The organism is Leptospira yanagawae serovar Saopaulo str. Sao Paulo = ATCC 700523 (genome assembly GCF_000332475.2).
Lineage (GTDB): Bacteria > Spirochaetota > Leptospiria > Leptospirales > Leptospiraceae > Leptospira_A > Leptospira_A yanagawae.
The window spans coordinates 56,554-83,283 of record NZ_AOGX02000016.1; the positions used below are offsets into that span (position 1 = coordinate 56,554).

A 26,730-nucleotide genomic window follows, 5' to 3' on the forward strand; every position below is an offset into this window, starting at 1 on the left:
CTTTTGAAAAGAAGAAATCAGTTTTTTTCCAAAAGATTTAAGAGAGCCTTTTCTAAATTTTGAAACTGAAACTCATAACCTGATTGTAACAGTTTTTCTGGGACAACATATTGCCCTTTTGTCACAACAACACTGCCTTCGCCAAATAACGCTTGTATAGCGAAACTAGGCACCTTAAACAAATTGGGACGTTTTAATGTTTTTGCCAATTGTTTGGAAAACTCGGCATTACTTGTTGGATTTGGGGAAACCAAATTAAAAGCACCTTTGGCAGTAACGAGTGTCATCAAATGTAAGGTAGCATGAATGAAATCAGAAATATGAATCCAACTCATCCCTTGGTTTCCAGATGCGATGGCACCACCGACTCCCATAAGAAAAGGTGGGATCATTTTTTCTAAAGCACCACCTTTTGGTGAAAGCACAATCCCTGTTCGGAGTAGAATCGTTCTAATTCCTAAGTTTTCCAAAGGTTTGGTTTGGTTTTCCCAATCCACACAGAGTTTTGCTAAAAAATCATCTCCAGGTGGTGACAACTCAGTAAAGGATGGATGAACTGATTCAGACATACCATAATAACCAACAGCACTTGCATTTAGAAACACTTTGGGTGGTGTTTTTAAGTCTTGGATCCGAGCGACAAGTCCTCTTGTGAATTCAATCCTCGAGGTACTTATCAATTGTTTTCGTTCTTCTGTCCACCTAACGCCCGCAATCGGTTCACCAACTAAATTGAGAATAGCATCAAGTCCTTCCAAGTCGGAAGATTGAGGCAAAAGGCAACTGACAAATTCCAAATCTGGAACTTTGGATAACGATTTTGGTATGGACTTCCTGCGAGAGAAAACTCGAAAACGATGGCCATTTTTGACAGCAGTTTCAATGAAAGATATACCGATAAGGCCTGTTCCACCTAAAATTCCAATTTTCATAACGACTCCAATGGATGGTGTAAATAAAAAAAGAAGTAGCCCTTTTTCGCATTCAACATAAGTTTTTCTTTCTATGAGACCTGTGATTGTTTTTCCGATTCTTTTTTGTGTCGTTTGTATCCTCTTTGGAAACTACTTTCTGTATTCTGGAACCAACAAAAAGATCAACCGTTACAAAGAGAATCCACCGTTTCGCATCGAAGATGTAACTGCATCCACTGGGCTTTCGTTTCTATTAGACAAAAATCCGTCCACAGTTTGGAGAAAGATTCGTAACTCACCAGTCGATTTTGATTTTTTCTTAGAATTGCATCTCTCACATGTTTGGGATGGAAATGCATTCCAACCTAGAAAATTTGAATCCCTTATGGTTGAAGCATGCCCAAATGACTTTATCCCTCCCTTCACACTACGTTTTTTGTTACGAGAAAGCATCAATGTAGACAAAGAACTCCGAATGCCAAAGGACATAGTTTCGTTTGTGTATTCGTTCCAAGAAAAAGGGAAACATCAAATTTTCATTCCACTAAACAAACTCCCGAAATTTCAAATCGAAAGTGAATATCCCAAAAATATTTATATTTTAACACCAGAATTCAAATTAGATGCGGAAACTGGATGTTTGGCTGAAGTGAGTTTGAAAGAGGTTTTATGACAACCACTCCCAATAAACTTTCGGCTTCTCCCACAATACCACCAAACAAGGGTAAGGAAAGAAAATTTGACATTTCACATATTTTAGAAGAAGGTCCTCTCCCTTTAAAAATAGGAGACACTCAAAATTTAAATTTGGACGAAAAATTAAGGAAAGCCTATTTTTGGATTACTAATTTTGCAATCATCAATCCATTTTACGACATCGAATACAATGATACTCCACCATTAAAGTTTTCGATTGGAGATTCCAAATCTACCATCACACTTCCAACAGCTCAAAGTTATTCGAGTTTTGTTTTACTCCCTTTAATCTCACTCATCGTAAAAGGAAAATGTTTGTTAGTTGGTGGACCAGGACGTGGGAAAACAGCATCGGCCATCCTAATGGGAATCCTGGCAGGATATTCCATCAAAGAAATCAAAAGGTCCATCCAACATGGCCAACCACAAATGACCATCACTGACTTATTAGGAAACCCATTGCCAAGTGATATGATGCAGGCCAAATCCATGGATGAAATCAAAATTGCTTGGCGCAAATGGCTTGGGATGCAAGTGAAAATCATTGATGAATACAATCGTATCCCCACTAGAACTCAATCGGCACTTCTCACCATCATGGGAGATAATTATGCAGAAATTTATGACCAAATATATGAATGCCCAGAGGCCGCTTGGTATCTAACCGCCAATGATGATGCAGGTGGTGGGACTTACCAAGTCATCGAAGCCCTTCGTGATCGAATCGACGTAGTAGTTAAGGCACCACACTTTAACACACGTTTTATTAAAGACTTAATCCAAAGAGTGGAAGAAGGTTACAAACCAGAATCACTAGTTCCCAAAGAGATCATTTTTACTGAAGAGGAAATGAAATCAGTCACAGAACAAATCAAACAAGTGCAATTCCCGGCCGGACTTAGACGGAGGATGGAATTTTTTGCATCACAGTTTGAATTTATGGAGTATGCCGGTGAACAATTAGAATATAAAACCAAAGATACAGCAAAACTCAGTGCTTCTGATTTTAGTCGATTGTCATCTCTTGAAACTGGAAAAGACAAAATCAAAGACATAGGTTCTCAAACAAAAAACGGACTAAGTGTCAGGGCTATTTTTACTTGTATCAATTATGCAAAAGCACTCGCATACTTTCGAGGACTTAACGAAGTTACATTAGATGACTTAAGCCATGTTTTGCCATTTGTACTCCATGACAAACTGGTGCAAAACATCGACTCTCCTTTCTTTGAAGAAGCTGAAAATCAAATTTACAGAAGTGACCGCGTAAGTTGGATTCGCAAACTATTTACCCTGTCCTTAAGTGAATACGAACGACTTGGACTTGATAAAAATGATAAGATAACAAAATTCACTGAAATATTTGAGTTAGGATTAGAGGGTTTGTCAGCGAAAGACACAAAACAGAGGCTTGTGGAAATTGAAAAAGAAATTGAATCCATTTCCAAACAACGTAAATTATACGGCCACATGTTTGACGATTTATTAAATTTAAAATACCTCCACCAACGGTATACGAATTATTTGAAATGGGTGGAATCAAATGTATGAGTTCCATTTACTGGAAATCCATCCTACTCAAACACAAAGATGTTTGTAACCAAATTGTCCGTTCCGTAAAACGGACTAACCTTCAATTCCCTGAGGAGGATTTGGCCCATCATCTAAAACTATTTTTTGGTTCTATACTCAAAAATTTAGAAAACGAAATGGATGATGAAACAATCGTTACTCTATTCGAAACCTTGGTCACTTTGATCTCTAAACATGTTTTGCCCATCCAAAACCAATCTGCTTTAGAATTTTATCAAATCATTTCAGAAATTCATCCCGATGTAAAAAAAGCTCCAGTATTATTCTTTTCTTATTTTGCCAACGTTTTTTCCAAACTGGAAACAGACAAAAAAGATTTATTTCTCAAGCGAATCCATTCTGTATTACCCAAAATCCAAACAATGGAGGAAGTAAAACTAGTATTAGGTTTATTATTTTGGGCCAGTGGTAAACCAGAATATAGAGAAAGTTTACTATCTCTTTTTCAGAACCTTAACCAAACATTGAAAACAGAAATCAAAAATCTGTTTGGAATTGATGAAACTTCCATCCAATCTCCTTTTTTAGTTCCAAAAGAAAACCAATCAGAAAAACCAAACTTTCATTTTCGTTCCATACCCGGTTACACCATGTTTGGTGGCAATTTTCAAAAAATACCGATTCTTTATTTCGATTCGGAAAGGTTACTCATATCTTCCGGAGAAACTTGGTTCCAACTCTTTGTAGATGAATTTGGAACAAGCCTTTATTCAATAGAAAAACCTATTTCCGTTACGAAAGTGAGTGATAAGCCCTCAAACTTCTGGAAACAAATGATCAAACAAAAACTTGATCCTAACTTCGTTACATCTTCAATCGAAAAGGATTCCTATGCAATCATCACATTAAGCAATTCTTACCAATTGTATTTGTTTTATAAAGGGAGAACGTAGGTGGATTTTGTCCAGGTTTGGGAATCGAAATGGGATGAAGCCCTCAAACTATGGAGTGACTACGTTAAACTAACTCCTGCTAAGTTTTTGTTTTCAGAATCCGAAGAGAAAGTGGAAGGATTAACTACATCGTTTGCAGCCATTCGCCTAAAAGACCACCGCGTCCTATTGTCTGTGAGACAAATCCAACACTACAAACTCGAAGATTTTGCATTGGAAATTTTAGGCCACGAAATTGGACACCATGTCTACTGTCCCGGGGATTTGGCCGACCAAGCAAAATTGGTTTACATCACAAACTTAGCAATGCCTCGTTATAATCACCTAACACCTATGATCGTAAATGTTTACGAAGATTTGTTTATCAATGATCATCTTAAAAGACAAAACAATCTGAGAATGGAAGAGGTGTATAAAAAATTAGGAAAACAAAAGGACTTATTCTGGAATTTCTATATGAGAACCTATGAATTATTATGGGTTCTTCCTTCTGGAACTCTCACCGAAGGCACGTTAAGTGACCAAATCCAATCGGATGCGGCTCTTGTCTCTCGAATGATTCGAAACTATCCTAATGATTGGGCAAAAGCTATGTTTGATTTTGCAAGTATCTGTTTTCCCTATTTTTTTGAAACAAATCAAGAATCGGAATCCAAACTCATCAAATCATTATTAGATACATTAGAAGCTGGGAAAGGGATGACCCCTCCCTCCGGAATCACAGAGGTGGAAATCTCATCAGAACTTTTTCCTATGGAGGGAATCACTGGTTCAAAACACTCTCTTACACCTTCTGAATATTCAACCATTTGTAAGAGTATGGGAATTGATGCTGATATTTCTGAAATCACATACCGATACTACAAAGATAAGGCCTTACCATATCTTGTTCCTTTCCCTGAGTTAATCACACCTGGTGCAAAGGAAGAAATTTTAGAAGGGAATGATTTATGGGATCCTGGTTCTCCGATTGATAAAATCAATTGGCTTGAGTCCACTATCAAAAGCCCTGTAATCATTCCAGGTTATACTACTGTAGAAGATGTGTATGGCGAAACTACATCCAATGAAATCAAATTAAACCCTATCGACTTAGACTTGTTTGTTGACTGTTCTGGTTCCATGCCGAATCCACAAACGGATTTATCCTACTTAACTTTAGCAGGTGCCATCATCGCATTATCTGCATTAAAAACTGGTAGTAGTGTTCGAGTGACCTTATGGTCTGGAGAAAAAGAATTTTTAGTTACAAATGGTTTTATTAAAAATGAAAAGGAAATCTTAAAAGTACTCACAGGTTACTTTGGCGGAGGGACATGTTTTCCCTTAGAACTTTTGGAAGATGATTACAACGAAAAACCAAAACGAAAACGACACATCCTTGTGATTTCCGATGACGGGATTGATACCATGTTCACTCAAAATTACCCTCGTGACCAACGTTCCATTGTGAAAAACGCTTTAGAAAAGGCAGGTGGTGGAGGGTCAATGGTCTTACAACTTTACCAACCAAATAACAATCCAGTTGTGAATGAATTACAACATAGTGGTTGGGAGATTTATCCGATCAAAACTTGGACTGACTTGATTCAGTTTAGTAAGGACTTCGTAGAAAGGAATTATGTTAGAAATCAGACATTACGTTAAAAAAGTTCTAAACACAGCCTTCCATGTGGTGGATTTGCCTTCCGTATCATTAGATGCTTTGTGGTTTGACGTTTTTTTCTTACGCACAGGCCAAGGAAAAACAACTGTTTTCCCAAAATCCTTTGATTCTATCACCAATCAAAATCTAAAAGCACTTCACATCATCTTAGCCAATCTTTTGTATGACAAAGAATCACAAATTCCAGATTTTTCCAAAGATTCCTTATTTGAATACTTAACAAACACCTTACAAATATTATGTGAACTTGTCCCCAATTACAATACTTGGACAACCGATGCAGAACGTGCCGAGGAATTGATTCGAAGTTTATTCCATTCACTTGGTTTTCTTCCAGAGAATGAAACAAAAGAATATTTTAGGGACCGTTATCTTTCCATTGATTCACGAGAGCGTATCCGCATTTTAGACGAAACAAAAAAAGCACAAGAAAGAGCCAAAGAAATCTTAAGGCAAATGAAATTAAAAGAAGAGGAAGAAGCTGCCTCAAAGTATAACCGTGAGTAAAACTTTGGATTTAACAACAACTCCTCTCTTACGTGAAGGATGGGAAGAGGAATTAAATAAAATGATCCTTTCCCATTACGCACCAAAATGGAATGCAAAAATTGGTGACAAGATTACTGAAGGAGATTACCAATTTGTGAAATCCTTCGAAAAAGAATTGATTCATGCAAAAAAGAATGGCTACTACCAAACCAAACAATCCATTCTTTCATACATTGAAGATTACCGCATACAATCAGAGTTTTTTCGCTCTCGTTTGTATGGACTTAAAATTAAAGATGAATTTGAATCGATTCCACTGACAACAAGAGATGATTTACAATCACACATCACAGAAATCATACCTTCGGACATAGATTTATCCAAGATGGTCATCAATCCTACTTCGGGAACAACAGGAAAACCTATTCTTGCACCAAACCATCCAAAAGCGATCGGGTGTTATGTACCTCTGATTGAATACAGTGTAGAAAAATTTGGAGTGAAACCCATCCATTCACCGAAGTCCAGTTTTGCCATCCAACTCTGTTACCAGGAAAAAACCATCGAATATGCCACTTGTCATAGTTTGGCGGGAGGAGCCAAATTTGCTAAAATCAACATCCACCCTAACTCCTGGAGAAGGACTTCGGATATACAAAACTTCCTCAAAGAATCATCTCCTCAAATCCTAACTGGCGATCCTTATGCATTTGAATCCGCAATGAAAATGGGGATTCAATATAGACCTGAAGCCATCCATTCCACAGCTTTAGAGTTAACTCCTGCTTTACGAGAAAAATTAACTGAATTCTTCCAATGCCCCGTGATCAACTTTTATTCGTTAAACGAAACTGGACCGATCGCATATTCTTGCCCCATCCATCCAAATTGGATGCACCTTCTCCCCCATGATTTATATCTGGAAGTTTTATCGGAAGAGTCTGGATTCCCAGTCCCCACTGGCAACATTGGAGAGTTTGTGATTACTGGTGGCAGGAATCCTTATTTACCACTCCTTCGTTATAAAACAGGTGATTTTGGTGAAATTGAATTTGGCCCCTGTCTTTGCGGAGACCATTTTCCACGTTTACGTCTGTTATCTGGTAGAAAACCCGTTTACTTTCAAAAAACAAATGGGGATACCATCAATCCAATTGATGTTGGAAGGATCCTTAGAAAAAAACCATTCATATTCCAATTCCAAGTGGAACAAACCAAAAGACAGGAATGGGAATGCCGAATCTCTTTAGAATCGGAAATCAAAAATGATGAAATTTATTGGGAGATCGAAAAAAATAAATTACAAAAAGAATTAGAAGCACTCTTTGGTGAAAATTCCAATGTTTTGATTTCCACCAATTTTCCGTTAGATGGGAAAAAGCAATTGGCATATATCAATTCGTATCAAATCCAAACTGAGGCCAACGGATGATCCACGGACTTGTTCTTGGTAAATTTTACCCACCTCACAAAGGCCACCTTCATCTCATAAAAGAAGCCAAAAAACAATGTGATGTACTAACAGTCCTTATTTGTTCTTTACAACGCGAGATCATACCTGGAGAACTCCGCTTCGAATGGATGAAAGCATTAATCCCAGATCCAAATATAAAATTAGTTTGGGTGAAGGATGAAAACCCACAATACCCAGAAGATCATCCCAATTTTTGGGAAATTTGGAAACAAACAATTGTATCCCATTCCGATCAACCCATCGATATTGTGTTCACTTCAGAATTGTATGGCGACCCACTAGCATCCGTTCTAGGGTGTAAACATATACCGATTGACATTGGCAGATTAGAATTCCCGATCTCTGCAACAGAAATTCGAGAATCACCATTACAAAACTGGGTCTACATTCCTGAACCAATCCGACCTTATTTTGTCAAACGAATCGTACTCACCGGGAGTGAGTCCGTTGGGAAAACCACATTAGCAAAAAAGCTTGCCGATCATTTTGAAACCAATTGGATCCCAGAGTTTGCAAGAGAATATTTAGAACAAAAACCAACTCCTATGGACGAAACCGATTTTTTGCCGATTGCAAAAGGACATCTTTTGTCAGAGATAGAAGCCTCAAAAACATCGAATGGCATTCTGTTTTTAGATACGGATTTGCTTACAACAAAAGTATATTTAGAAAGGTATTACCGATCAGAAATTCCTTGGCTCACCAAACGGGCACTTGGTTTGCAGTATGATGCGTCTTTATTTTTAGACATCGACATTCCTTGGGAAAAGGACAAATTACGAGACTTAGGTGAAGAAAGAGAGGAAATGAAAGCTCGATTTCTGGAGGCGATGGAAGAAGCGAAACGAGATTTTTATATGATAAAGGGGGATTTTTTAGAAAGGGAAAAACTTGCAATCGAATATGTAAACCAAATCAAAGAATGGCCGATCGTTCCCAATTCATTTACGAAAGCCCAGATTGATTTACGAAAGATTCAATGACCTCAGTCGGTAAAACCTCCCCGGTCACCAATTGTTTCATTTCATAAAGAGTGGTCCCTTTCGATCCATTATCAATATTTTTAGGACCTATCTTATTTTTTATATGTTCTCCGATCACTAAACGTACTTCCAAACTAAAACGAGAATGCCCTTGTGTGTTATCATTTGTTCCATGTAAGTGGTGGGATGCAAAAATAAAATAATCACCAAAATCTCCTGCTACTGAAAGAGGATTGGGATCTGAAACTGGTTTGCTAGGTTTTGGAAATATTTTTTCACCAATTTTTGGATGATGATAACTCGTTTGGAAACCACCTGTTTCCATCCAATGCCGATAATCAAAGGAATGGGAATTATTTTCTATCGGATTCTTAAAATAAAAAGGATACAAGGAAAACCCAGAACCTAACTCCACTTTTGTGATCGGAAGCCAAAGGTTGATTTGGTTTTCGGGATTGGCATACCAAGGGTCACGGTGGATGTACTGAACTGATTCTGCTCCCTCCAATTGATGGAATCCATTGGGAACACATCGAAGGCGCAACAAATCCAAATACACATCATTTGGATCAAGATTCCATTCATCGAGGATAGGAAACAGGAATTTTGAAATGGAATGATTTTCATAAATCTTACTGCGAATCTTTGCCATTCCCTTCTGCAATTGGGGATACGGGATTTGGGAGGTGAGTAAACAAGGGTCCCCTGATGGGAACTCGTCTTGGATGTATTTGTGAATTGGAGTGAGATACGATTTTGATTCTTTGCTTAGTTTACCGAAATGTGTTTTTCCTTCGTAAAGGGAATTGATTTCCATTTTTTAACCTTTCCGTTGGTTCTCAATCTCCATTTCCTTTAGACTGTTTTTTGATTTCTTCTTTTAATTCAAGGATGCTCATGTACAAATTGGCAAAGGTGGTGAGTTGGTTCATCGCATCTTGTAACCCAGCTTTGAACAAAAGGCCGTTGTCCATATGTTCGCGAAAGATGGTGAGTGGATTTTCACTTTCCATACCATTCACGGTGTTTTGGTAGGATTCCAAAAGTTCCTTTTTTTCTTCTAAGGATTCTGGAACTTTCCAACCATTGGACAATCGGCTCATAAAAAAATTATCGTCCTTCGACTTCCAGAAGTTTGGTGGTCTTGACTATTAGTCTTGTCACAATATAAAATATAAGTCCGAATCCAAAAAACCAAGTATGAAAAGGTTTCCAAATTCCTGTGATGTCTACCACACGAAGGTTTGGTTCTTGGAAGTAAATTTGGATGAGATCAAAGACTGTAAACACAACAATGATTCCAAATAAACTTGGGTATTCTCGTTTCCAGATATTTCGGAAGGAAAAATCTAAATTTGGTTTTTGATAGCCCGACAAACGTGGGATAAATGCAGGAGTTTTGTCCGCCCACTTCAAATATGCATCTTTGAACTTTCCACGGAGGAAATATTCTTCTGCGAATATAATTCTTTCATAGTAGAGGTAAAAGAACATGATATAAACCAATGCGAATGCGAAGTCGCGAAGGATCAGTACTGGTCCAAGGTACATCAAAAAGTTTCCAACATAGAGAGGGTGGCGAACAAGAGAATAAATCCCTGATTGGTTGACCACATCGGCTACTTGTTGTTTGGTATTGCGTCCCGATGTATTTTTGGGAGTGTAACCGATGGTGAAACATCGCACAAATAATCCCGCTAAACTAACTACAAATGCACCAGTAAGCCAATATAAATTGGACATATAGTTCCCTTGGAAAAAAGGAACATAGGGTAAATACAGTAAGGAAAGGAACAAAATGACTCCAGGAATGTAGGAGCGCCATCGGAAAAGAAAATTGCCTTGTTGGTTGAGTTCTTCTATAAGTGCCATGTTAAATCGTACTTGCTTCCTTTGATTAAGCTGTCAGCATTCGTCTTATGTCAATCAAATCCTTTATTCCTGCAAAGTTCAATCTCCCTGCTCTATGGTTTACCGATCTGACACTGCCTCTGCTCAATAAATTGGTACATAATATCGATTCGATTGAAATCTCAAAAAATGACGAAAAAACATTAAAATCATTTCAAAAAGAACGCCTTCTTTATATTTCCAATCATCCCACAACCAAGGAACCAGGAATCGCCTTCCATGCCGCGAACATCATGGGTTCTCGTTTTCATTATATGGCCGCAAGAGAAGTTTTTGAATGGGGGTATGGATTTGTAGGTGATTTTATCCAATCCATTGGTGCATACTCCGTGTTAGCTGGTGCTCCTGACAGGGAATCACTCAAAGCTTCACGAAATATATTAGCAAATCCTGAAGGAAAACTGGCATTATTTCCGGAAGGGGAACCAACGAGTGGGATGAATGATACCTTACTCCCCTTCCAACCAGGTGTGGCACAACTAGGGATTTGGGGGTTAGAAGATGCTCTAAAAAAAGATCCAAATGCTACCATTTGGGTATTGCCAACGTTCATCAAATACCGAATGACCAATTCCATCCAATCCATGCAAAAAGACATCGACGAGAGCCTTACAAAAATGGAGGGGAGACTCGGAATCTCCAAATCTGGAAAAGACATCGTGCACCGATTTTTATCAGTTGGGAAACGGATGATGGAACGAGAAGAAAAAGAATATGGAGTACCCGTTGACGAAAGCAAAGCAGATGACTTTGATTATCGTTTGGGTCGTATGCGCCACGCCATGTTAGATAATATTGCAAGGAAAGCCAAAATTCCAAAGTGGGATGGTGATGCCAATGCCATTGAAAAACTCAGAAAGATTCTAAGTGTTCTTGAAATGGTTTCGGTAGGGATCCCAGATCCAAATGGTGAGTTACCAAGTTTGGAGATGGCAAGGTGGGCAAGGAATGCGGCGACAAAAGCATACGATTTTATTTCCATCCAAACTGCATATATCAAAGAATTGCCAAGTGCAGAACGACTGTATGAATTTTTATACCGATACGAAAACGAAATCTTTGGTGAAACCAAACAAAGGCCCCACAAAGCGATCGTTAGACTAGGAAAACCATTTACGATCAATGAATACCTTGGTTCGTATAAGGAAGACAAAAAGAAAACACTTGATACAATTACAGAACGTCTAAGAGATGAGTTACAAACGATGCTTGTGGAAGAAAAATCCAAATCGAACGCACTGTTTCCGAGCCAATATATTTTTTAAATGGAACAATTGTTGTCATCTCAGATTGAGGACTGGTTAAAAACACCAGGCCCATTGGAATTTACAACCTTTGGTGCCTCCAAAAATTTAGATGAAAATTTAGTCCAGTTACTTGATTCCCTCGCCATTCAATACAAAATTGAAAACTTATCAGCCATTCTTTTCACCATTGTCAAAGACCTGATTTTAAATGGATTTAAAGCCAATTTCAAACGTTTGTTTTTCCAGGAAAACCAATTGGACATCCAATCCCCAGCCGACTACGAGTTAGGTGTCAGAATGTACAAAAGCCTCATTTTGTCTGGAAGGGGGAATGCATTTGAACCACTTGCACGCGAAAAAAATTTATATGTCCGTGTCAAAATCGAACATGGCGACACACAAATCAAATTTGATATCCGCAACAACTCGATGTTAGTACGTGGGGAAATGCAAAAAATCAGGAACTCGCTTTTACACGCACAAAACTACAATGACATTATGGAATACTATATCGAGAGAGGTGACAACTCGGAAGGAGAAGGCATTGGAATCGCCCTTTGTATCATCCTTTTGAAAGGTGAGGGACTTCCCACAGACCAATTTCGCATTTACCACGAAGATGGAGAAACCATCGCCCAACTGAACATTCCTCTAAAGAAAGGCTAGCAGAGAATCTTAGGTTTTCCAACTTGGATGTATGGGCATTCCAACTCTCACTTCCAATGAATCCATCCCTCAGGTTTTAAAAGCGATTGTATCCAACAACACAAACCATGCCCTATGGCTGAATACACTCTCCCTACTCGAACACATTGGTTCCCGAAAGATCCTCCTCACCCAATCAAGCGAAGATACATCCGAAATGATTTTACGCCATGCCACAGAAGAAGCAAGGCATGCTCTTTTTTTTAAAAAGGCCGCAAGGACCATACAACCAGAGTTTCGTTCTGGGTACCAAAATTCCTCACTTGTACGAGGGACAGCGGCAAGAATTTATTTCGCAAAACTAGACAGCCTCGTCCGTAAAAACCTTCGTTCCGCTTTCCCTGATGAAAAAACCTTCACCTACCTTGCCTATTTGTACACCACAACCGTGATCGAAAAAAGAGCCATGGTCGTTTACAATGCGTACGATGAAATTTTGGACGCTTCGGGCTCTCCCATCCGCCTAACCAACCTCATTCTGGAAGAAGAAGGCCATCTGTCCGAAATGAGTGCCGAAATGTTCCGCTTGGATCCAAAGGCTACGGAAAGGTTAGCCCATTTGGAAGCCGAAGAAGCCAAAATTTTTACCCGTTTTTGGCGCCAAATCGGTGAATTCTCTCTAAATTAAAAAAGGCTTGCGAAAAAAATCTCAACTTGGTTTCCTTCAACCATCTTCATGCGACATAATACTATTATTGGATCTTTGAGAAAATGGGATTAGAAGTCTTTTTATTGCCTTTTTTGGCGAGTGTAGCCGTGACCATCGGACTCCGTCGTTTGGACAAATCCAATACCAAATTGTCCCAACTGAAACGTTACGCCTCAAAACTCACTGAAGAAATGCAAGGAGTCGCCCTGCAAAAGATCCAAATGGTAAAGGATGCAGGGATTGATCTCGACATCCTTGTCAAACAATCCCGAAAAGTTGCAGAAGATATCCAATCGTTAAGTGCCGAATCCAGAGACCTATTCGAAAAAATCAGAGCGAGTAAGGATTACCTTTCTTCCCTCTCGGGAGAAATGGAACAAATCCAAGATTTGAGTAACCAAGTCCGCCGAGAAAAACAATACATGGAAGAAGGACTCTCACAAATCAACTCCCACAAACGTGAGTTACGTGAAGTATCGGAAGATATGGAAGCGCTACATAACGAATCCATTTCGATGCTCGATACTTTCCAAAACAAATTGAACTTACGAAGTGATGAAATTTTACAATCTGTTGCCCAAAAGATGGTGGAACTCGAAAGCCTACTCGAAACCAAATCTGAATTCCTCGATCAATCATTATCCAAAATTGCAGAAACTGCGAGAGAAAAATTATTAACCCATGCCGATGTGATGGTGAACGAAACTGCAGGCCGACTTGACCACGCGCGAAAAGAAATGGATTTGTTACTTGAATCCATGAAATATGCGCAAGGTGACTTGGATGTTCGCCTAACAAAATTTGAAGACACATCATCTTTACTTTCTGATAAAGTGGATAAATTTGATGAAAGGTTGGAAGAAAAATACCAAAGAGCTTCTACCAAAGTGGAAGAAAAAGTTTCTTTACTTGAGAAAAAAATCCAAGAACGTTTTGAATCCATCGTTGACCAAGTAAGCCATACCAAAGATTCCTTTATGAAGGGTCTTAACCAAGAAACAGATGCCATCAAACGTGAAATTGAAGACTTGTCATTGGAAACACTTTCCAAACGTGATGACATCATCAATGAAACAAGAAGACAAGCAGATGGAATCAACCAAACCATCATCCAATTCCAAGAAAAATACTTAGAAGCAGAGAATAAACTCCTGCGCCAAGCAGACATCCGCAAACAAGAACTCATCCGTGAAATCGAAGCATTTTCAGAAGAATTCCACCGCATTTCTGAAGAACTGAGAGAAGAAGCAACCACTCTCAAAAAGAGCGCATTACAAGAGTTAAAGGAATTTGACCGTGAACTAGAAACGGTTCGTTCGGGCCAAGAAATGGTCATCAAAACTTCACTTTTTGAACTCAAAAAAGAATTAGAAGAAAGGATGCATTCTGATTTCAAAATCCAAAAACAGGATATGGAATCAGACCTTGGGTCCATCCAGTCCCAAGTGAAAGAATTGAATGAAACCATCACTGCACAAACAAAAGATGTGGATGAATATGTAGAAGAATTGAAGTCCGCACTCCGTGAATCGGCTCATGAAATTTTAGAAACCGCAGAAGAAAAAGCCAAAGAATCCGAAGAAATTGTGACTGAGAAAATCCGCATCGCCAATGCCAACTTAGAACAATTTGTGAGCAAATGGGAAGACGAACTCGGAAAGATGCGAGAAGACCAAAACTACAGCATCGAAAAACTCCAAGACCGCTTAAAAGAAATCCATGTGGAAGGTGCAGACCTTCTTGGTGAATTCCAAAACCAATTCCAAAAAGCAAAATCCAATTTGGAAACGGTAGCAGAATCGAAAACAAAAGAAAGTATTTCTCGTTTGGAAGACGAAGCAAAACTAGCACGTAGCGAAGTGGAACGAATCCTCAAACACTTAGAAGAATCGGGTGAATCTTTCTTCAACCTACAAGAAGAAAAAATGGATCGTTTGAATGAAACGATTGATTCCAAAATCTCGCACCAATTGACAAAACTCCTCGATAAAGGCAATCTCCAACTTGGCCAATTGGAAGAAAAAATATCAAACCACCTAAACACAGTTCGTCGCAACTTAGAAGAAAGTATCAAACGTTCCAAAGACGAGTCGAAAAAACAAATTGAGACCTACCAAAGGGATTACGAAAAATCATTCAAAGAAATCGCAAAAGAAAGCCAAGATTTCTTAAAAGACAGTTTGAACCGGTTCCATGATCTCAAATTTGAAATCCAAAATGGTTTGGAATCACTCACCGAAACCAAAGAAGAAACATTGTCTGGTTTCCAAAACGAACTCGAGAACCTCAAAGAAGAAATTCTCACACTCTCAAGTGAACTGGAAACCGTGAAGGAACATTCAGACCTATTCGCTTCCGCCAAACAGATTGCAGACGAATCAAACAAGGCAGTGGAAGAAATCTCAGAAGCACTCCGTTCCCTTGAAAAAGGCAAACCAGACTTGGAACTAGTGCAATCCGCAATTTCTGAGTTCAGTGAGTTGAGATCTAAAATTGCAAATGAATTGGAAACTTTAAAAGAAGCGCAGTTCCAATCAGAAGACATTGACAAACAAATCCAAATCCTTGCCTCCAATTTGGTCCATGTAACAGAAACCATGGAAGGGTTCGAACAAAGCCTAACAGAAGTAACATCCATCGAAACCCGAGTGGCAAATCTTTCGAAAGAACAGGCAAAAATTGAATCCTTTTTATCCTCACTCCAAGAGTCACAAGATTCTGTTTTCCATTTGGTAGAAAACTTGGAAGGCCAAAAACACAATGCACGGGAACTGCAAGCCCGTCTCGACATCCTCGACCGTGAAATCGATGTGGTGGAAGCACGGGAAAAAGAACTCACAGAAACCATCCGCCAAGCAGAGAACCGCACTTCCTTCCTTGTGGAACGAGAGGCTCAGATTGATTCCGTTGAACGTAAATTTGACAAAATTGAAGAACTGCTCGGGGATCTTTCTGACCGCCACCGCCAAATCCTTACCCTCCAAAAACGTTTGGAAGACCTCAAGGAATCCACACGGGATACCAAAGACGATCTGGAATCCCTCCTCGGCGAAGCAGACGAAACCTTCGAAAAACTCTCCCAATTTTTGGACATTGTGCAAGGAGCGATGCAAAACCCAAGCGCCGCACCCAAAATGGACCGCAGAAATTCGGGAAATCCCTTAGTTGAGCGAAAAAGAGCGACCATCCAGAGCCTCCACGACAACTACCAGTGGTCTTCTGAGGCAATTAGCGAAAAATTAAATATTGAAAAATCCCTTGTGGATACCATCCTCGGAGTTAGAAAGAAATAACCGAGGTATCCATGTCCGAAGAACAAACAGAAACAACGTCAAAAGAATCCCTTATTGTCACTTCCAAAGTGAAAGCATACATCAAAAGTAAGGGTTTTATGACTTCCGGGGATGCCATCGATGGTATCAACGAAGAAATTTACCGTTTGATCGACAAAGCTCTCGAAAGAACTTCTGCCAATAAAAGAACAACGGTTCGGTCGACTGATTTCTAATCCGTGATTTATATCAAAAACAAATCAGAAATTGAAAAGATGAGGAAGGCGGGAAAATTTGCCGCCGAACTCCTTGTTTATTTGGAACCCTTCGTCAAAGCGGGTGTTTCCACTTTGGAACTGAATGACATTGCGGAATCATTTACCAAAAAAAATGGACACCGCTATGCCCCTCTCGGTTACAAAGGATTCCCAAAATCGATTTGCACTTCCATCAACCAAGTGGTTTGCCACGGAATTCCGAAAAAAGAAGACGTGCTTGCAGACGGAGACATTGTCAACTTAGATGTTTCGCCCATTGTGGATGGTTACATTGGAGACACTTCCAAAACCTTCATCGTAGGTGGAAAAACCACTCCTGAAGCTGAGAAACTTGTTGCAGACACTGAAAAAGCGATGTTGGTTGGGATTGAACAAATCAAACCAGGGAACCGCATTGACGACATCGGGAATGCCATTGATGATTTTCTAACCCCACTTGGGTATGGGATTGTGCGAGACCTGATGGGCCACGGAGTGGGACGAAATTTCCACGAAGAACCACAAGTGCCCCATTTTCGCTCCCCTCGTAAATTGGCCAAAATGGAAGCCGGTATGATCTTTACCGTAGAACCAATGGTGAATTTGGGAACTTGGGAAGTGAATTTTGATCGTTCTGACAAATGGACCGTCCGCACAAAAGATGGGAAATTATCTGCCCAATTCGAACATACCATCCTTGTCACCGACAAAGGGTATGAAATTCTAACAAAAGTTTGAAGAAAAGGTTCTTGCATTCGCAAGGGATCTATCGTCTAATTTGAAGAGAGGTTATCTTATGAAGATTGCTGTTGCTATCCTTAGCGTATTTTTGTTCACTACATCGATGTTTGCCATTTGCCCAGGAAAGGAAAAACGTTCCTGCCCAGGCCATGACAAATTGATTGAGTGCCCTCACGACGGAAAATAATTTCGATGAACCGTGCCATCCTCTTTGTCGATGACGAACAAATCATTTTGATGAGTTTGAAGTCTCAATTGAAAAAACATTTTGGGAACGAGTACCGTTATGAAACTGCCCAAAATACGGAAGAGGCATGGTCCATCATTGAAGAATTGGCCGAAGAAGGCATCAACATCCTCATCATCATTTCGGATTGGCTTATGCCAAACCAACGTGGTGATGAGTTCTTACGCGAAGTCCACAAAACCTACCCCGACATTAAAAAAATCATTATTTCCGGACACATTGATGAACATTCCCTCAACCAATTGAAAGGGGAAGTAAACCTACATAGTTTTTTAAACAAACCATGGTCTGAATCGGATTTAATCAAAAAAGTAGAAGACGCGATAACGAAGATTGCCTAGGTTCTCCTAGGAAACCTCCGTATGTCCCAAAACATTTTAAAAAATACCATCGAAGATTTAGAACTTTTGCGTTCGAAAGTCCCTTTAGTTCATAATATTACCAATTACGTTGTGATGAATAACACAGCAAACGCCCTTCTTGCTCTCGGTGCCTCTCCCATTATGGCACATGCCATCGAAGAAGTGGAAGAAATGGTTACAATCTGTTCGGCAACTGTCATCAATATTGGAACTTTGTCCGAACCTTGGATCCAAAGTATGGAAAAAGCAGCCAAAAAAGCTGTTTCACTAGGAAAACCATTGGTTCTCGACCCTGTGGGAGCAGGTGCAAGTAACATTCGTAATGCGGCAATCCGAAGGATCTTAGATGCGGGAAACCCAAGCATCGTCCGTGGGAATGCCTCCGAAATCCTATCTACTCTTTCATCATCAGGAAAAACCAAAGGAGTGGATGCAACAGACTCATCTGAGTCCGCAGTCGAAACAGGGAAATCCTTATCCAAGGTCACAGGTGGAGTGGTTGTGATCAGTGGTGCCACCGATTATATCTTAAAAGGTACAGATTCTGCCCAAATCTCCAATGGTGATGTTCTCATGACAAAGGTCACGGGCCTTGGTTGTACCGCCTCTGCTCTTTGTGGTGCGTTCGCTGCAGTCCAAAAAGACCAGTTCCGCGCCGCAACTTCTGCGATGGCGGTGATGGGAATTGCGGGAGAGTTGGCGAAATCCAAAACCTCGAGCCCAGGCAGTTTCCAAGTGGCATTCCTTGACGCCCTCTACGAACTGAATGCAGATACCATCAAACAAAGATTAAATGCAAAGTAAATTCCGCGGGGTGTATCTGGTAACAGATAGACCCCTTTGCCTCCACCACCAGTTAGAAGAAGTGGTACGATTGTCCGCTTCTGGTGGAGTTTCCCTTGTCCAACTGAGGGAAAAAGAAACCTCTTCCCGAGAATTTTTGACACTTGCCATCCATTTAAAAAAAATCCTCACACCCTTCCAAGTCCCCCTCCTCATCAATGATCGAGTGGACATCTGTTTGGCATCTGGGGCCGATGGGGTGCATCTAGGCCAATCCGATTTACCTTGGTTAGACGCAAGAAAACTTCTAGGCAAAAATGCGATCATTGGTCTTTCGATCGAAACAAATGAGGACTGGGAAAATTTACAGAAAGAAAACCCAAACCCAAGTTTGGATTATTTGGCAGTTTCACCGGTATTTGATACACCCACAAAAACCAATACCAAAGAGGCCCTAGGTTTAGCAGGCGTTCGCTGGCTAAGAGAAAATACAAAACTACCTGTTGTGGCCATTGGAGGCATCAACATTGGCAATGCAAAAGATATGATCCAAGCGGGGGCCGATATGATTGCCGTTGTTAGTGCGATTTGTTCGGCAAAGGACCCAAAAGAAGCAACGACTGCCTTACAAAAATTATTTTAAAGCCTTTCACTAAACGAAATCGTTTGGAAAAACAGGATTACTACAAACACGTAAACGTTCTTCACCGAAGTTTTTTAAAAAGGTTACATCATTTTTTTACACGTGAAGAGATGATCCATCTTTAAGAATCCTTTTTTTCCACTTGGTTTCGATTCCAAATGGAGACACCAATCCGTTCGATGGGAGTTTTCTCAAAGTATCCTTTAAATTCTTCCTCTGATAAAAACTCTTTGGATAAAAAAGAGGGATCGTTCCAAAACTCTCTCGGCAAAAAACTGGGTTCATTTGTTTCGACTTGGTTCCGTTTGGCGATCCCTTCATTCCAAGGACAAACTTCTTGGCATAAGTCACAACCATAAACCCAACCCTTTCTGTCCCACTCCAAAAATGATTCGGTCACTTCATTTTCCATTCTATCTTCAATGGTAAGGTAGGAAATGCATTTGGAAGCATCCAATTGGTATGGCTCCAATGCATTTGTAGGACAGACATCCAAACATCGCCGGCAACTCCCACAATGGTCGGTGGTAGTCTCTTCAATTGGTGTTTCACCTAACTCTAAATCGGTGAGGATGATGGAGAGAAAAAAATAGGACCCTAACTTTGGATGGATGAGATTGGTGTGTTTCCCTTGCCAAACAACACCCGATTCCCTAGTCAGGATTTTTTCAGCGATAGGCAAACTATCAACCGATTGGCGGAATTGATTTGTTGGAAAAATTTTTCTTAATTCCTTTATGATCCGATTCCCTTTGTTTCTTAATACAATATGGTAATCAGTTCCGAGTGCGTACCTAGAAACCTTTCGCTCCATTTGGGAAAGCAGAGTTTCACCTTCACTGGAACGATAGACAAACCCCAAACAAATTGCAGATCTGGGAACAAATCCCAAATTCTCAAATCGGTTGCGAATGGCAATGGCATGTTCTTTGGCAAACCAGTCCATATTCCCGAACTTCTTTTCCGAAATCCATGTTTCTAAAAAGGAAAGGTCTTTTTCAGGGAGCATTGCCCTTGTAAACCCCACAAAGGAAAATCCTTCTTTCGTACAGAGGGATTTGATTTGAGATTGGTATGGGGAGTGAGTGGTCATGGCAGAAAAAGAGAATGAACTGTACCTTACAACGATCCAAAGCCAATTGCCAAGCCATTTGTTGGCCCAGTTGCCAAAACTGATCCCACATTTCCAAAAACTGGAAGCACTGGTTCCTTTACCAAATGATTTACCTGAACTCTTAAAAAAAGGGATCTACTTTGCTTTGATCCAATCCGTTTTACGACTCCTCAACCGAGAAACTGACCCCCTCTTGCCAGAAATCCTCCCCGAATACAAAGAACTGATTCGCACGATATCAGAAACCTATGCCACCCTAAAACCAGAGCCCCAATCGAATTGGTTAGACGAATGCATTCAATTTGGAGATAAATCCGCTTACCATTGGGAATGGAAACATTTTGATTCTAAAGAATTGTTTTAGATTCATCCCATTTCCTTTTCTAAACAAATTCTGAATTCATTTGGGATTGGTAATTTGGTTTGGGCACGGTAATCAAAATACACCTGCACTGTTTTGGCTTTGACATACAAAACATCTGTTTTTTGGTTTTTGATTTCGTAAGAAAATTCCCAAGAACTGGTCCCAATTTTGGAAACCCAAGTGTGGATGTAAATGGAATCCCCAGGCAAAACAGATGCAACCAAATCCATTTCCACACGAGCCATCACAAACGGAATGTCTTCTAGTTCCTGAACAGATAAATATCGATTACAAAAATCGAGTCGTGCCAATTCTAAATATGCCGAATAACTGGCGTTATTTACCCTTCGCATAGGGTCCATATCATTAAATCGAATTTGGATTTCAGTTCGGATCATCTCTCAGACAAATTCCCAAATCGATCAAATTTGTCACGCCGAACCGAATCCCTTCCATTGGATGACAACGGAACGAAATTGTTCTCTTTCCTTTGGACTTCGCCCTTGGATGGGCTCAAGGTATTGGCAAAAAATGATTTCTGAATTCACACCCCAATCGATGAGACATTTGCGAATGCCTTGCACCCGTTCTTTCACAAGCCTTCGATTTTTTGCCAAATTCCCAGTCGTATCGGCTGACCCAATCAAGGTGACAGAATCTAACGTTTGTGATAAATAAACCAAAACTGAATCTTTCCATTTTTGTATTTGGTGTGGTGCCAATTCGGAACTACCTGCATCGAAGTAGACTACTGTTTCTACTGAAAACGGTTTGGATGAATCCTGTTTCAGTTTGGACAATTTGTACGATTTAGATCCAGATTGTCCCATTCTTCTTCCGTTTTTTGGCCAAAGCCAATAAAAAACAAAAGGCAAACTAACTAAGATTAGGGAAATCAAAAACATACAACGATTAGACTCTGCAAATACCGGTAATTATTTTACAAACCGCTAGACAATTTTCCTTACATTTGGTAAAATTATTTCCATGTCTTGGTTTCGTACGACACTCATAACCTACTGTTTGTTTAGCGGAATTCTATTCCAATGCAAACCACCAGAACTTTCGAATGCCTGTGATGCCAAAACAGATGCCTTTCTATTAGGAAGTATCATACGTTATGTGACAGGGGATCGTTCTCCCTCATGCCTTCCATCCTTTGATTTCCAAGACCTTTGGGGTGTGTTCCGTGGGACTTCCGGTTTCCAATCTGCCAATGCCATCACAAGTTATAATGAACAGATCATCATTGGTGGGAATTTCCAGTACCTTGGACCATCGACTGGCAATGTTGTGTATTTAGAATCTGCCAATGGAAATATTTTGCCAAATCGTTATTGCCCATACCTAAAAGTATCCGGCGCAACTTACACAGCGATTTCCGATGGAAGTGGAGGTTTTTACATTGGAGGTGCTTTTTACAGCGTCCAAGGGGAAGATAGGTCAAGCATTGCCCATATCCTTCCTGGTTGCCAATTGGATCGGAACTTTAAAACTCCCATAGATGATACAAGAGAAGTGAGGGCCTTTCTCCTAAGAGGGGACTCTATGTATGTGGGAGGAAACTTTACAAATTGGGATGGGAATACAAATTACAGACATCTAATCCGTTTGAATCGATACACGGGAGCTTTGGAACCAGACTTCAATCTCCAGGTGGATGATGCTGTATTTGATTTGGAATCCGACCTAGATGCCATGTACATCTGTGGAAGTTTCGGAAACATTAGCGGACTCAGTCGAAGGAATTTAGCAAAGTATCATTTTGCATCGGGTTCGGTTCTGTCTTCCTTTAACCCTGGTGTTGATGGTGGGTTTTGCCTTGACATTCATTACGGTACTGACGTCGCAGGGAGCCCCAATATTTACGCAGTGGGTGATAGTTTATCCATTTCACCTCGGGTCAATGCGTTCTCGGTGTACCCAGATGGAACAGTCACCGTTTGGACTCCCAATGTAAATTCGAATGTCCGCTCCGTGCAACAGTATGGGAATACCATTTACCTAGGAGGTCAGTTTACGACAGTGAACGGTGCTACTCCTGCCACAAATTTAGTTTCCGTAAACAATAACACTGGTACGGCGATCGCCACCAATTATGCTGTGAATGGAGAGGTAGCCTCTCTCCAGATAATAGAGAATACATTGTATATCAGTGGGAGTTTCACTTCCATCAAATCAGTTCCAAGGAATTATGTAGCGGCCTTGGATTTGCCAAGTGAAGAAGTGAATGCGTTTGATCCCAAGTATGATAATACCATCAGTAATCCCGGTTCACGTTTCGTACCTGCTGGCAATGGAGTGGTCCTTGTTACCTCTGACCGTTCCACCGTCAATGTGACAGCCCGCAGTAATTTTGCTGTGATCGACGAATACACAGGAAAACCGATTGAAGGGACACCTTACTTTGATATGCCGATCAAATCCCTGCTTCGCATTGACAATTCATTGTTTGTGGGAGGTTCCTTTACGAATGTGCAAGGCCAATCAAAAAATGCATTTGTTGTTTTAGATTTACCGCATTACACAATCAATGCGAGAAGCCCCACTGTGGCTGGGGGAACCATGGAGGTTCGGTCTATCACAAATGATGAAACCCAAATTTATGCCGTTGGAAATGCAATCACAACTGTGAATGGAGCCTCAAGGAATAATGCCTTTAGCTTCAATATAAGTGATCTATCTTTAACGAATTGGAATCCCAATTTAAATGGAGCTGGAAATTCTGTATTATCTGTAAATGATTTGGTTTTCATTGGTGGGGCTTTTCTTGGTATTAATGGAGATGGAACAACCTTTCGTTACCAAGCTGTGGATAAATCGAGTGGAACCAAAAGACAGGTCCCATCAGGTAGCGTTTTTCCAAATGCAGCTGTCAACACACAAACATTAGTGGGTGACAAAATCTTTTTGGGAGGTGAATTTATATCCATTGGTACGGGTTATAGTTATTTGGCCATTTACAACCTAACAACGCAAAGTTTCGAATCCCCTTCACTTTTGTCCGCGGATAATATTGTCAAATACATTGCTTCCTACCCTGATGGGAATGTTTTCATCGGAGGGGATTTTACGGTGCTCAATGGTTCCGCAAATGATAATAAATTTGGAGTGTACAATGCGAACTTAAATGCCTTTTCTCCTTGGAATGCGGGAATGAATGATGCAGTGCTTTCCTCCCATTTTAAAAATGGAAAGTATTATTTGGGTGGATTATTTCAGAATGCCTTCAAACGCAATTTTGGAGGTCTCGTTCGTTCCAGTTTAAATGAATGAAAGGGAATTCGTTTGCAAATGCACAACTTGTCCTAGATAGTATGACAGAAAAGAGATAAGCAAACACTCGACAGAAAACATAGCCTTTTAGAATGGAAGACATGCGTCGTATGGCAAAGATTTCTTTTTCCTGCTTTTCCCTGATCCTCCTCCTAACAACATTCACACAGTGCAAACCTGCCGATTTGGAAAGTACCTGCGATGTAAAATCGGAATCCTTTTTATTGGCCTCCCTTGTAAGACTTGTCACAGGAGACCGGTCACCCTCTTGTTTGCCAGCCTTTAGCTTTTTAGAGGAATGGGGGGTATATGATTCGACTTCCATTCCAAAAGTTCGTTCCATCCTATCCTACCGCAATCATATCTTGATGGGAGGAGATTTCAGAAAGGTTGGTCTTTCCACAGGGAGTGTGGCTGTCCTCGACAAAAATTCAGGGACAGCGATCCCAAGTCGGTTCTGTCCTTTCCTCAAAGTGAAGGGTGATACTTATGCGGCAGTTCCCGACGGGAGCGGAGGATTTTACATCGGAGGATATTTCACCCATGTACAAGGGATCAAAAGGAGCCAAGTTGCTCATATACTGCCTGGTTGCCAGTTGGATCCAAATTTTATTGTTACGGAAGATGCATCGAGGAATGTCAATGCACTACACATATTAGGTGACAATCTTTATATAGGTGGTTTATTTACCTCTTGGGGATCTAGCCCTCAAGTCAATCTTGCATCTGTCAACCGTTATACGGGAGAATTGAATACCAGTTTTTATATTGGGACTATTAATGGCAATGTTTCTAACATTGTTTCGTTTGGTAATTCTCTTTTTATTGGCGGGGATTTCCAAGACATAAATGTATTTTCAAGAGATGGATTAGCAAAACTGAATGCGACCACGGGTGCAGTTGATACCGGTTTTACAAACCAATTGGACCCTGGTGCGACAGTAGATGATTTATTTTTAGGTACAGACCCACAAGGCAGTCCGGTCATTTATGTAGGAGGAACATTTAGTACGCCAAGATCCAATGCGGCTGCCTTTTACCCAGACGGAACACTCACTTCTTGGGCTCCGAACCCAAATGCGAATGTCGAAGCCATCCAACAATATGAAAATACAGTCTACTTAGGAGGGAGTTTCACTTCTGTCCTTGGTGCACCAACGGCCAATTTTTTAGTAGGAGTAGACAATGGGACGGGCACTGCAGTCAAAAATGATTTTGCCCTTGACCTTACTGTCACATCTCTCCACCTCATTGGAAACCAATTGTATGCCTTAGGCGAATTTACGATAGCGAAAGGAATCACAAGGTATCATGCGGCGGCGTTTGAAGTTCCGAGTGGGGCACTTAGCAATTGGGATCCATCACTTGACGGATCATTGTCGATTCCTGACGGAGCTGTAATTCCCTTTGGAAATGATGTGGTGCTTGCCTCCAATCAATCGGGTGTGAACCTCATTCCGAAAAAACATTTCGTGGTGTTTGATGAAGCAACTGGATATCCATTAGACAACACTCCTGAATTCGACTTCGGAATTGTTACGATGCATTTGAAAGGGGATCGATTGTTTCTAGGTGGGAGTTTTCGAACCATCAATGGAATCAGTCGGAATGCTTTTGCAGCATTAGATTTACCTCACTACCAATTGAATCCAATGGACGTACAAATACCGGGAATATCGGGTGATATCCGAGCCATCACCAGTGGGAATGGTCAGATTTTTTTTGGTGGAAGTGATTTTACTACGGTTAGTGGGCAAACTCGAAATAGAGTCGCGGCCATATCGGAAGAAACACTGGCACTTACCAATTGGAATCCCAATGTTGAATTGGCTGGCCTTGTAAGCTCACTGCTTTTCGTAGGAGATGCTGTTTTCATCGGAGGATTGTATACAAGTCTCAATGGAAACAATACAATCCAATATTACCGAGCCGTCGATACGGTCTCTGGAACGGCAATTTCATTGCCTTCCACAACCAATTATCCTCAAAGTGATGTCAGTGTTCAAACTATCTATGAAGGGAAAATTTACCTAGGTGGAATTTTCACTACCATCCTCGGCCTCGGGGCATTTACCAATTTTGCAATTTTTGATTTAGAAACAAATTCCTATCTAAGCCCAAATCCCATCTACGCCAATGGATATGTGAATGCCATCACACCTGCTCCCGATGGCAGATTCCTCGTAGGAGGTTCCTTTACTGGCCTCAATGGATCTACCACCAAACCAAATGCAAGTGCCTTCCAAACCGGTTCCTACAATGTCTTAGACTGGGCACCTAACCCAGATAGTACAGTGTATACTAGTTTGTACCATAATGGAAAATGGTATGTGGGCGGTGAATTTAAAGATGCCTTTAACAAAGCATACGGAGGTTTTTTTCGCACTGACCTAAGTGAACCACCTAGCAACTAACGATATCCCATCCAAAACTTTTTTTATTTTTTATCGA

The 26,730-nt window shown here is 40.4% G+C and carries 27 protein-coding genes; 20 read left to right on the forward strand and 7 right to left on the reverse strand.

Annotated features, from left to right (window positions below):
- Positions 1-17 precede the first annotated feature (17 nt).
- The gene (locus LEP1GSC202_RS10240) at positions 18-932 is read right to left on the reverse strand and encodes a TIGR01777 family oxidoreductase (protein WP_015677654.1); all 915 of its coding nucleotides are present in this window, start codon (positions 930-932) and stop codon (positions 18-20) included.
- A gap of 73 nt (positions 933-1,005) precedes the next feature.
- On the opposite strand from LEP1GSC202_RS10240, the gene LEP1GSC202_RS10245 reads away from it, so the two are divergent.
- From LEP1GSC202_RS10245 to LEP1GSC202_RS10275, 7 genes are read left to right on the forward strand one after another with little or no spacing between them, the layout of a single operon-like run.
- Complete coding sequence (locus tag LEP1GSC202_RS10245; RefSeq protein WP_015677745.1) at positions 1,006-1,587, forward strand: hypothetical protein; 582 nt, start codon at positions 1,006-1,008, stop codon at positions 1,585-1,587.
- Entirely contained in the window at positions 1,584-3,161 is a 1,578-nt protein-coding gene (locus tag LEP1GSC202_RS10250) for an AAA family ATPase (RefSeq protein ID WP_015677809.1), read from the forward strand. Before LEP1GSC202_RS10245 ends, LEP1GSC202_RS10250 begins: the two co-directional genes overlap by 4 nt.
- Positions 3,158-4,096, forward strand: a complete 939-nt coding sequence (locus LEP1GSC202_RS10255) for a hypothetical protein (RefSeq protein WP_015677679.1) — start codon at positions 3,158-3,160, stop codon at positions 4,094-4,096. The genes LEP1GSC202_RS10250 and LEP1GSC202_RS10255 overlap by 4 nt, the downstream gene beginning before the upstream one ends.
- The gene (locus LEP1GSC202_RS10260; protein ID WP_015677705.1) at positions 4,097-5,743 is read left to right on the forward strand and encodes a vWA domain-containing protein; all 1,647 of its coding nucleotides are present in this window, start codon (positions 4,097-4,099) and stop codon (positions 5,741-5,743) included. It abuts the gene before it with no gap.
- Complete coding sequence (locus LEP1GSC202_RS10265) at positions 5,718-6,269, forward strand: hypothetical protein (RefSeq protein WP_015677782.1); 552 nt, start codon at positions 5,718-5,720, stop codon at positions 6,267-6,269. Before LEP1GSC202_RS10260 ends, LEP1GSC202_RS10265 begins: the two co-directional genes overlap by 26 nt.
- Positions 6,262-7,683 (forward strand): phenylacetate--CoA ligase family protein, encoded by a 1,422-nt coding sequence (locus LEP1GSC202_RS10270; protein WP_015677704.1) that lies wholly within the window; start codon positions 6,262-6,264, stop codon positions 7,681-7,683. The genes LEP1GSC202_RS10265 and LEP1GSC202_RS10270 overlap by 8 nt, the downstream gene beginning before the upstream one ends.
- Positions 7,680-8,708 (forward strand): AAA family ATPase, encoded by a 1,029-nt coding sequence (locus LEP1GSC202_RS10275; protein WP_015677652.1) that lies wholly within the window; start codon positions 7,680-7,682, stop codon positions 8,706-8,708. The genes LEP1GSC202_RS10270 and LEP1GSC202_RS10275 overlap by 4 nt, the downstream gene beginning before the upstream one ends.
- On the opposite strand, the gene LEP1GSC202_RS10280 is transcribed toward LEP1GSC202_RS10275, so the two are convergent.
- From LEP1GSC202_RS10280 to lmtA, 3 genes are read right to left on the reverse strand one after another with little or no spacing between them, the layout of a single operon-like run.
- The gene (locus LEP1GSC202_RS10280; protein ID WP_015677741.1) at positions 8,671-9,525 is read right to left on the reverse strand and encodes a hypothetical protein; all 855 of its coding nucleotides are present in this window, start codon (positions 9,523-9,525) and stop codon (positions 8,671-8,673) included. The genes LEP1GSC202_RS10275 and LEP1GSC202_RS10280 overlap by 38 nt on opposite strands.
- A gap of 22 nt (positions 9,526-9,547) precedes the next feature.
- Positions 9,548-9,811, reverse strand: coding sequence for a hypothetical protein (locus tag LEP1GSC202_RS10285; protein ID WP_015677808.1), 264 nt, complete (start codon positions 9,809-9,811; stop codon positions 9,548-9,550).
- A 7-nt stretch (positions 9,812-9,818) separates the two neighbouring features.
- Entirely contained in the window at positions 9,819-10,580 is a 762-nt protein-coding gene (lmtA, locus tag LEP1GSC202_RS10290; RefSeq protein ID WP_015677711.1) for a lipid A Kdo2 1-phosphate O-methyltransferase, read from the reverse strand.
- A 47-nt stretch (positions 10,581-10,627) separates the two neighbouring features.
- Between lmtA and LEP1GSC202_RS10295 the strand changes: the two genes are divergently transcribed.
- The 10 genes from LEP1GSC202_RS10295 (at position 10,628) to thiE (ending at position 19,525) form a co-directional block, all read left to right on the forward strand.
- On the forward strand, positions 10,628-11,884 hold the full coding sequence (locus tag LEP1GSC202_RS10295) for a 1-acyl-sn-glycerol-3-phosphate acyltransferase (RefSeq protein ID WP_015677664.1): 1,257 nt from the start codon (positions 10,628-10,630) through the stop codon (positions 11,882-11,884).
- Positions 11,885-12,532, forward strand: coding sequence for a hypothetical protein (locus LEP1GSC202_RS10300; RefSeq protein WP_039928790.1), 648 nt, complete (start codon positions 11,885-11,887; stop codon positions 12,530-12,532).
- Between the two features lie 31 nt (positions 12,533-12,563).
- Positions 12,564-13,199: a hypothetical protein gene (locus LEP1GSC202_RS10305; protein ID WP_015677656.1), complete on the forward strand. Its 636-nt coding sequence runs from the start codon at positions 12,564-12,566 to the stop codon at positions 13,197-13,199.
- 83 nt (positions 13,200-13,282) lie between these two features.
- Positions 13,283-16,513, forward strand: a complete 3,231-nt coding sequence (locus LEP1GSC202_RS10310; protein ID WP_015677682.1) for a SpiroCoCo family coiled-coil protein — start codon at positions 13,283-13,285, stop codon at positions 16,511-16,513.
- 11 nt (positions 16,514-16,524) lie between these two features.
- The gene (locus LEP1GSC202_RS10315) at positions 16,525-16,728 is read left to right on the forward strand and encodes a hypothetical protein (protein ID WP_002978419.1); all 204 of its coding nucleotides are present in this window, start codon (positions 16,525-16,527) and stop codon (positions 16,726-16,728) included.
- Positions 16,729-16,731: 3 nt separating this feature from the next.
- Positions 16,732-17,487, forward strand: a complete 756-nt coding sequence (gene map / locus LEP1GSC202_RS10320; RefSeq protein WP_015677768.1) for a type I methionyl aminopeptidase — start codon at positions 16,732-16,734, stop codon at positions 17,485-17,487.
- 58 nt (positions 17,488-17,545) lie between these two features.
- The gene (locus LEP1GSC202_RS20395; RefSeq protein WP_015677642.1) at positions 17,546-17,677 is read left to right on the forward strand and encodes a hypothetical protein; all 132 of its coding nucleotides are present in this window, start codon (positions 17,546-17,548) and stop codon (positions 17,675-17,677) included.
- A gap of 5 nt (positions 17,678-17,682) precedes the next feature.
- A complete protein-coding gene (locus LEP1GSC202_RS10325; RefSeq protein ID WP_015677777.1) occupies positions 17,683-18,078 on the forward strand; it encodes a response regulator in 396 nt (131 codons plus the stop codon).
- A 21-nt stretch (positions 18,079-18,099) separates the two neighbouring features.
- Complete coding sequence (gene thiM, locus LEP1GSC202_RS10330) at positions 18,100-18,903, forward strand: hydroxyethylthiazole kinase (RefSeq protein ID WP_015677651.1); 804 nt, start codon at positions 18,100-18,102, stop codon at positions 18,901-18,903.
- Entirely contained in the window at positions 18,893-19,525 is a 633-nt protein-coding gene (gene thiE, locus LEP1GSC202_RS10335) for a thiamine phosphate synthase (RefSeq protein WP_015677787.1), read from the forward strand. The genes thiM and thiE overlap by 11 nt, the downstream gene beginning before the upstream one ends.
- A 121-nt stretch (positions 19,526-19,646) precedes the next feature.
- Here thiE and queG read toward each other — a convergent pair whose 3' ends face one another.
- Positions 19,647-20,618, reverse strand: coding sequence for a tRNA epoxyqueuosine(34) reductase QueG (gene queG, locus LEP1GSC202_RS10340; protein WP_015677683.1), 972 nt, complete (start codon positions 20,616-20,618; stop codon positions 19,647-19,649).
- Here queG and LEP1GSC202_RS10345 point away from each other — a divergent pair.
- Entirely contained in the window at positions 20,617-21,003 is a 387-nt protein-coding gene (locus LEP1GSC202_RS10345; protein ID WP_015677803.1) for an LIC_11502 family protein, read from the forward strand. The two genes, queG and LEP1GSC202_RS10345, sit on opposite strands and share 2 nt — an antisense overlap.
- 2 nt (positions 21,004-21,005) lie before the next feature.
- On the opposite strand, the gene LEP1GSC202_RS10350 is transcribed toward LEP1GSC202_RS10345, so the two are convergent.
- The gene (locus tag LEP1GSC202_RS10350) at positions 21,006-21,401 is read right to left on the reverse strand and encodes an acyl-CoA thioesterase (protein WP_015677792.1); all 396 of its coding nucleotides are present in this window, start codon (positions 21,399-21,401) and stop codon (positions 21,006-21,008) included.
- A gap of 33 nt (positions 21,402-21,434) precedes the next feature.
- On the reverse strand, positions 21,435-21,833 hold the full coding sequence (locus LEP1GSC202_RS10355) for an OmpA family protein (RefSeq protein WP_167321711.1): 399 nt from the start codon (positions 21,831-21,833) through the stop codon (positions 21,435-21,437).
- Positions 21,834-21,990: 157 nt separating this feature from the next.
- On the opposite strand from LEP1GSC202_RS10355, the gene LEP1GSC202_RS10360 reads away from it, so the two are divergent.
- Together LEP1GSC202_RS10360 and LEP1GSC202_RS10365 are read left to right on the forward strand one after the other, a co-directional pair.
- Positions 21,991-24,279: a hypothetical protein gene (locus LEP1GSC202_RS10360; protein WP_015677797.1), complete on the forward strand. Its 2,289-nt coding sequence runs from the start codon at positions 21,991-21,993 to the stop codon at positions 24,277-24,279.
- A gap of 110 nt (positions 24,280-24,389) precedes the next feature.
- Positions 24,390-26,693: a Kelch repeat-containing protein gene (locus LEP1GSC202_RS10365; RefSeq protein ID WP_039928794.1), complete on the forward strand. Its 2,304-nt coding sequence runs from the start codon at positions 24,390-24,392 to the stop codon at positions 26,691-26,693.
- Positions 26,694-26,730 lie beyond the last annotated feature (37 nt).

Coding starts and splice junctions, on each gene's coding strand:
- LEP1GSC202_RS10240 (WP_015677654.1), bottom strand. CDS start 932: ATGAAAATTGGAATTTTAGGTGGAACAGGCCTTATCGGTATATCTTTC.
- LEP1GSC202_RS10245 (WP_015677745.1), top strand. CDS start 1,006: ATGAGACCTGTGATTGTTTTTCCGATTCTTTTTTGTGTCGTTTGTATC.
- LEP1GSC202_RS10250 (WP_015677809.1), top strand. CDS start 1,584: ATGACAACCACTCCCAATAAACTTTCGGCTTCTCCCACAATACCACCA.
- LEP1GSC202_RS10255 (WP_015677679.1), top strand. CDS start 3,158: ATGAGTTCCATTTACTGGAAATCCATCCTACTCAAACACAAAGATGTT.
- LEP1GSC202_RS10265 (WP_015677782.1), top strand. CDS start 5,718: ATGTTAGAAATCAGACATTACGTTAAAAAAGTTCTAAACACAGCCTTC.
- LEP1GSC202_RS10275 (WP_015677652.1), top strand. CDS start 7,680: ATGATCCACGGACTTGTTCTTGGTAAATTTTACCCACCTCACAAAGGC.
- LEP1GSC202_RS10280 (WP_015677741.1), bottom strand. CDS start 9,525: ATGGAAATCAATTCCCTTTACGAAGGAAAAACACATTTCGGTAAACTA.
- LEP1GSC202_RS10285 (WP_015677808.1), bottom strand. CDS start 9,811: ATGAGCCGATTGTCCAATGGTTGGAAAGTTCCAGAATCCTTAGAAGAA.
- lmtA (WP_015677711.1), bottom strand. CDS start 10,580: ATGGCACTTATAGAAGAACTCAACCAACAAGGCAATTTTCTTTTCCGA.
- LEP1GSC202_RS10295 (WP_015677664.1), top strand. CDS start 10,628: ATGTCAATCAAATCCTTTATTCCTGCAAAGTTCAATCTCCCTGCTCTA.
- LEP1GSC202_RS10300 (WP_039928790.1), top strand. CDS start 11,885: ATGGAACAATTGTTGTCATCTCAGATTGAGGACTGGTTAAAAACACCA.
- LEP1GSC202_RS10305 (WP_015677656.1), top strand. CDS start 12,564: ATGGGCATTCCAACTCTCACTTCCAATGAATCCATCCCTCAGGTTTTA.
- LEP1GSC202_RS10310 (WP_015677682.1), top strand. CDS start 13,283: ATGGGATTAGAAGTCTTTTTATTGCCTTTTTTGGCGAGTGTAGCCGTG.
- LEP1GSC202_RS10315 (WP_002978419.1), top strand. CDS start 16,525: ATGTCCGAAGAACAAACAGAAACAACGTCAAAAGAATCCCTTATTGTC.
- LEP1GSC202_RS20395 (WP_015677642.1), top strand. CDS start 17,546: ATGAAGATTGCTGTTGCTATCCTTAGCGTATTTTTGTTCACTACATCG.
- LEP1GSC202_RS10325 (WP_015677777.1), top strand. CDS start 17,683: ATGAACCGTGCCATCCTCTTTGTCGATGACGAACAAATCATTTTGATG.
- thiM (WP_015677651.1), top strand. CDS start 18,100: ATGTCCCAAAACATTTTAAAAAATACCATCGAAGATTTAGAACTTTTG.
- thiE (WP_015677787.1), top strand. CDS start 18,893: ATGCAAAGTAAATTCCGCGGGGTGTATCTGGTAACAGATAGACCCCTT.
- LEP1GSC202_RS10345 (WP_015677803.1), top strand. CDS start 20,617: ATGGCAGAAAAAGAGAATGAACTGTACCTTACAACGATCCAAAGCCAA.
- queG (WP_015677683.1), bottom strand. CDS start 20,618: ATGACCACTCACTCCCCATACCAATCTCAAATCAAATCCCTCTGTACG.
- LEP1GSC202_RS10350 (WP_015677792.1), bottom strand. CDS start 21,401: ATGATCCGAACTGAAATCCAAATTCGATTTAATGATATGGACCCTATG.
- LEP1GSC202_RS10355 (WP_167321711.1), bottom strand. CDS start 21,833: ATGGGACAATCTGGATCTAAATCGTACAAATTGTCCAAACTGAAACAG.
- LEP1GSC202_RS10360 (WP_015677797.1), top strand. CDS start 21,991: ATGTCTTGGTTTCGTACGACACTCATAACCTACTGTTTGTTTAGCGGA.
- LEP1GSC202_RS10365 (WP_039928794.1), top strand. CDS start 24,390: ATGGCAAAGATTTCTTTTTCCTGCTTTTCCCTGATCCTCCTCCTAACA.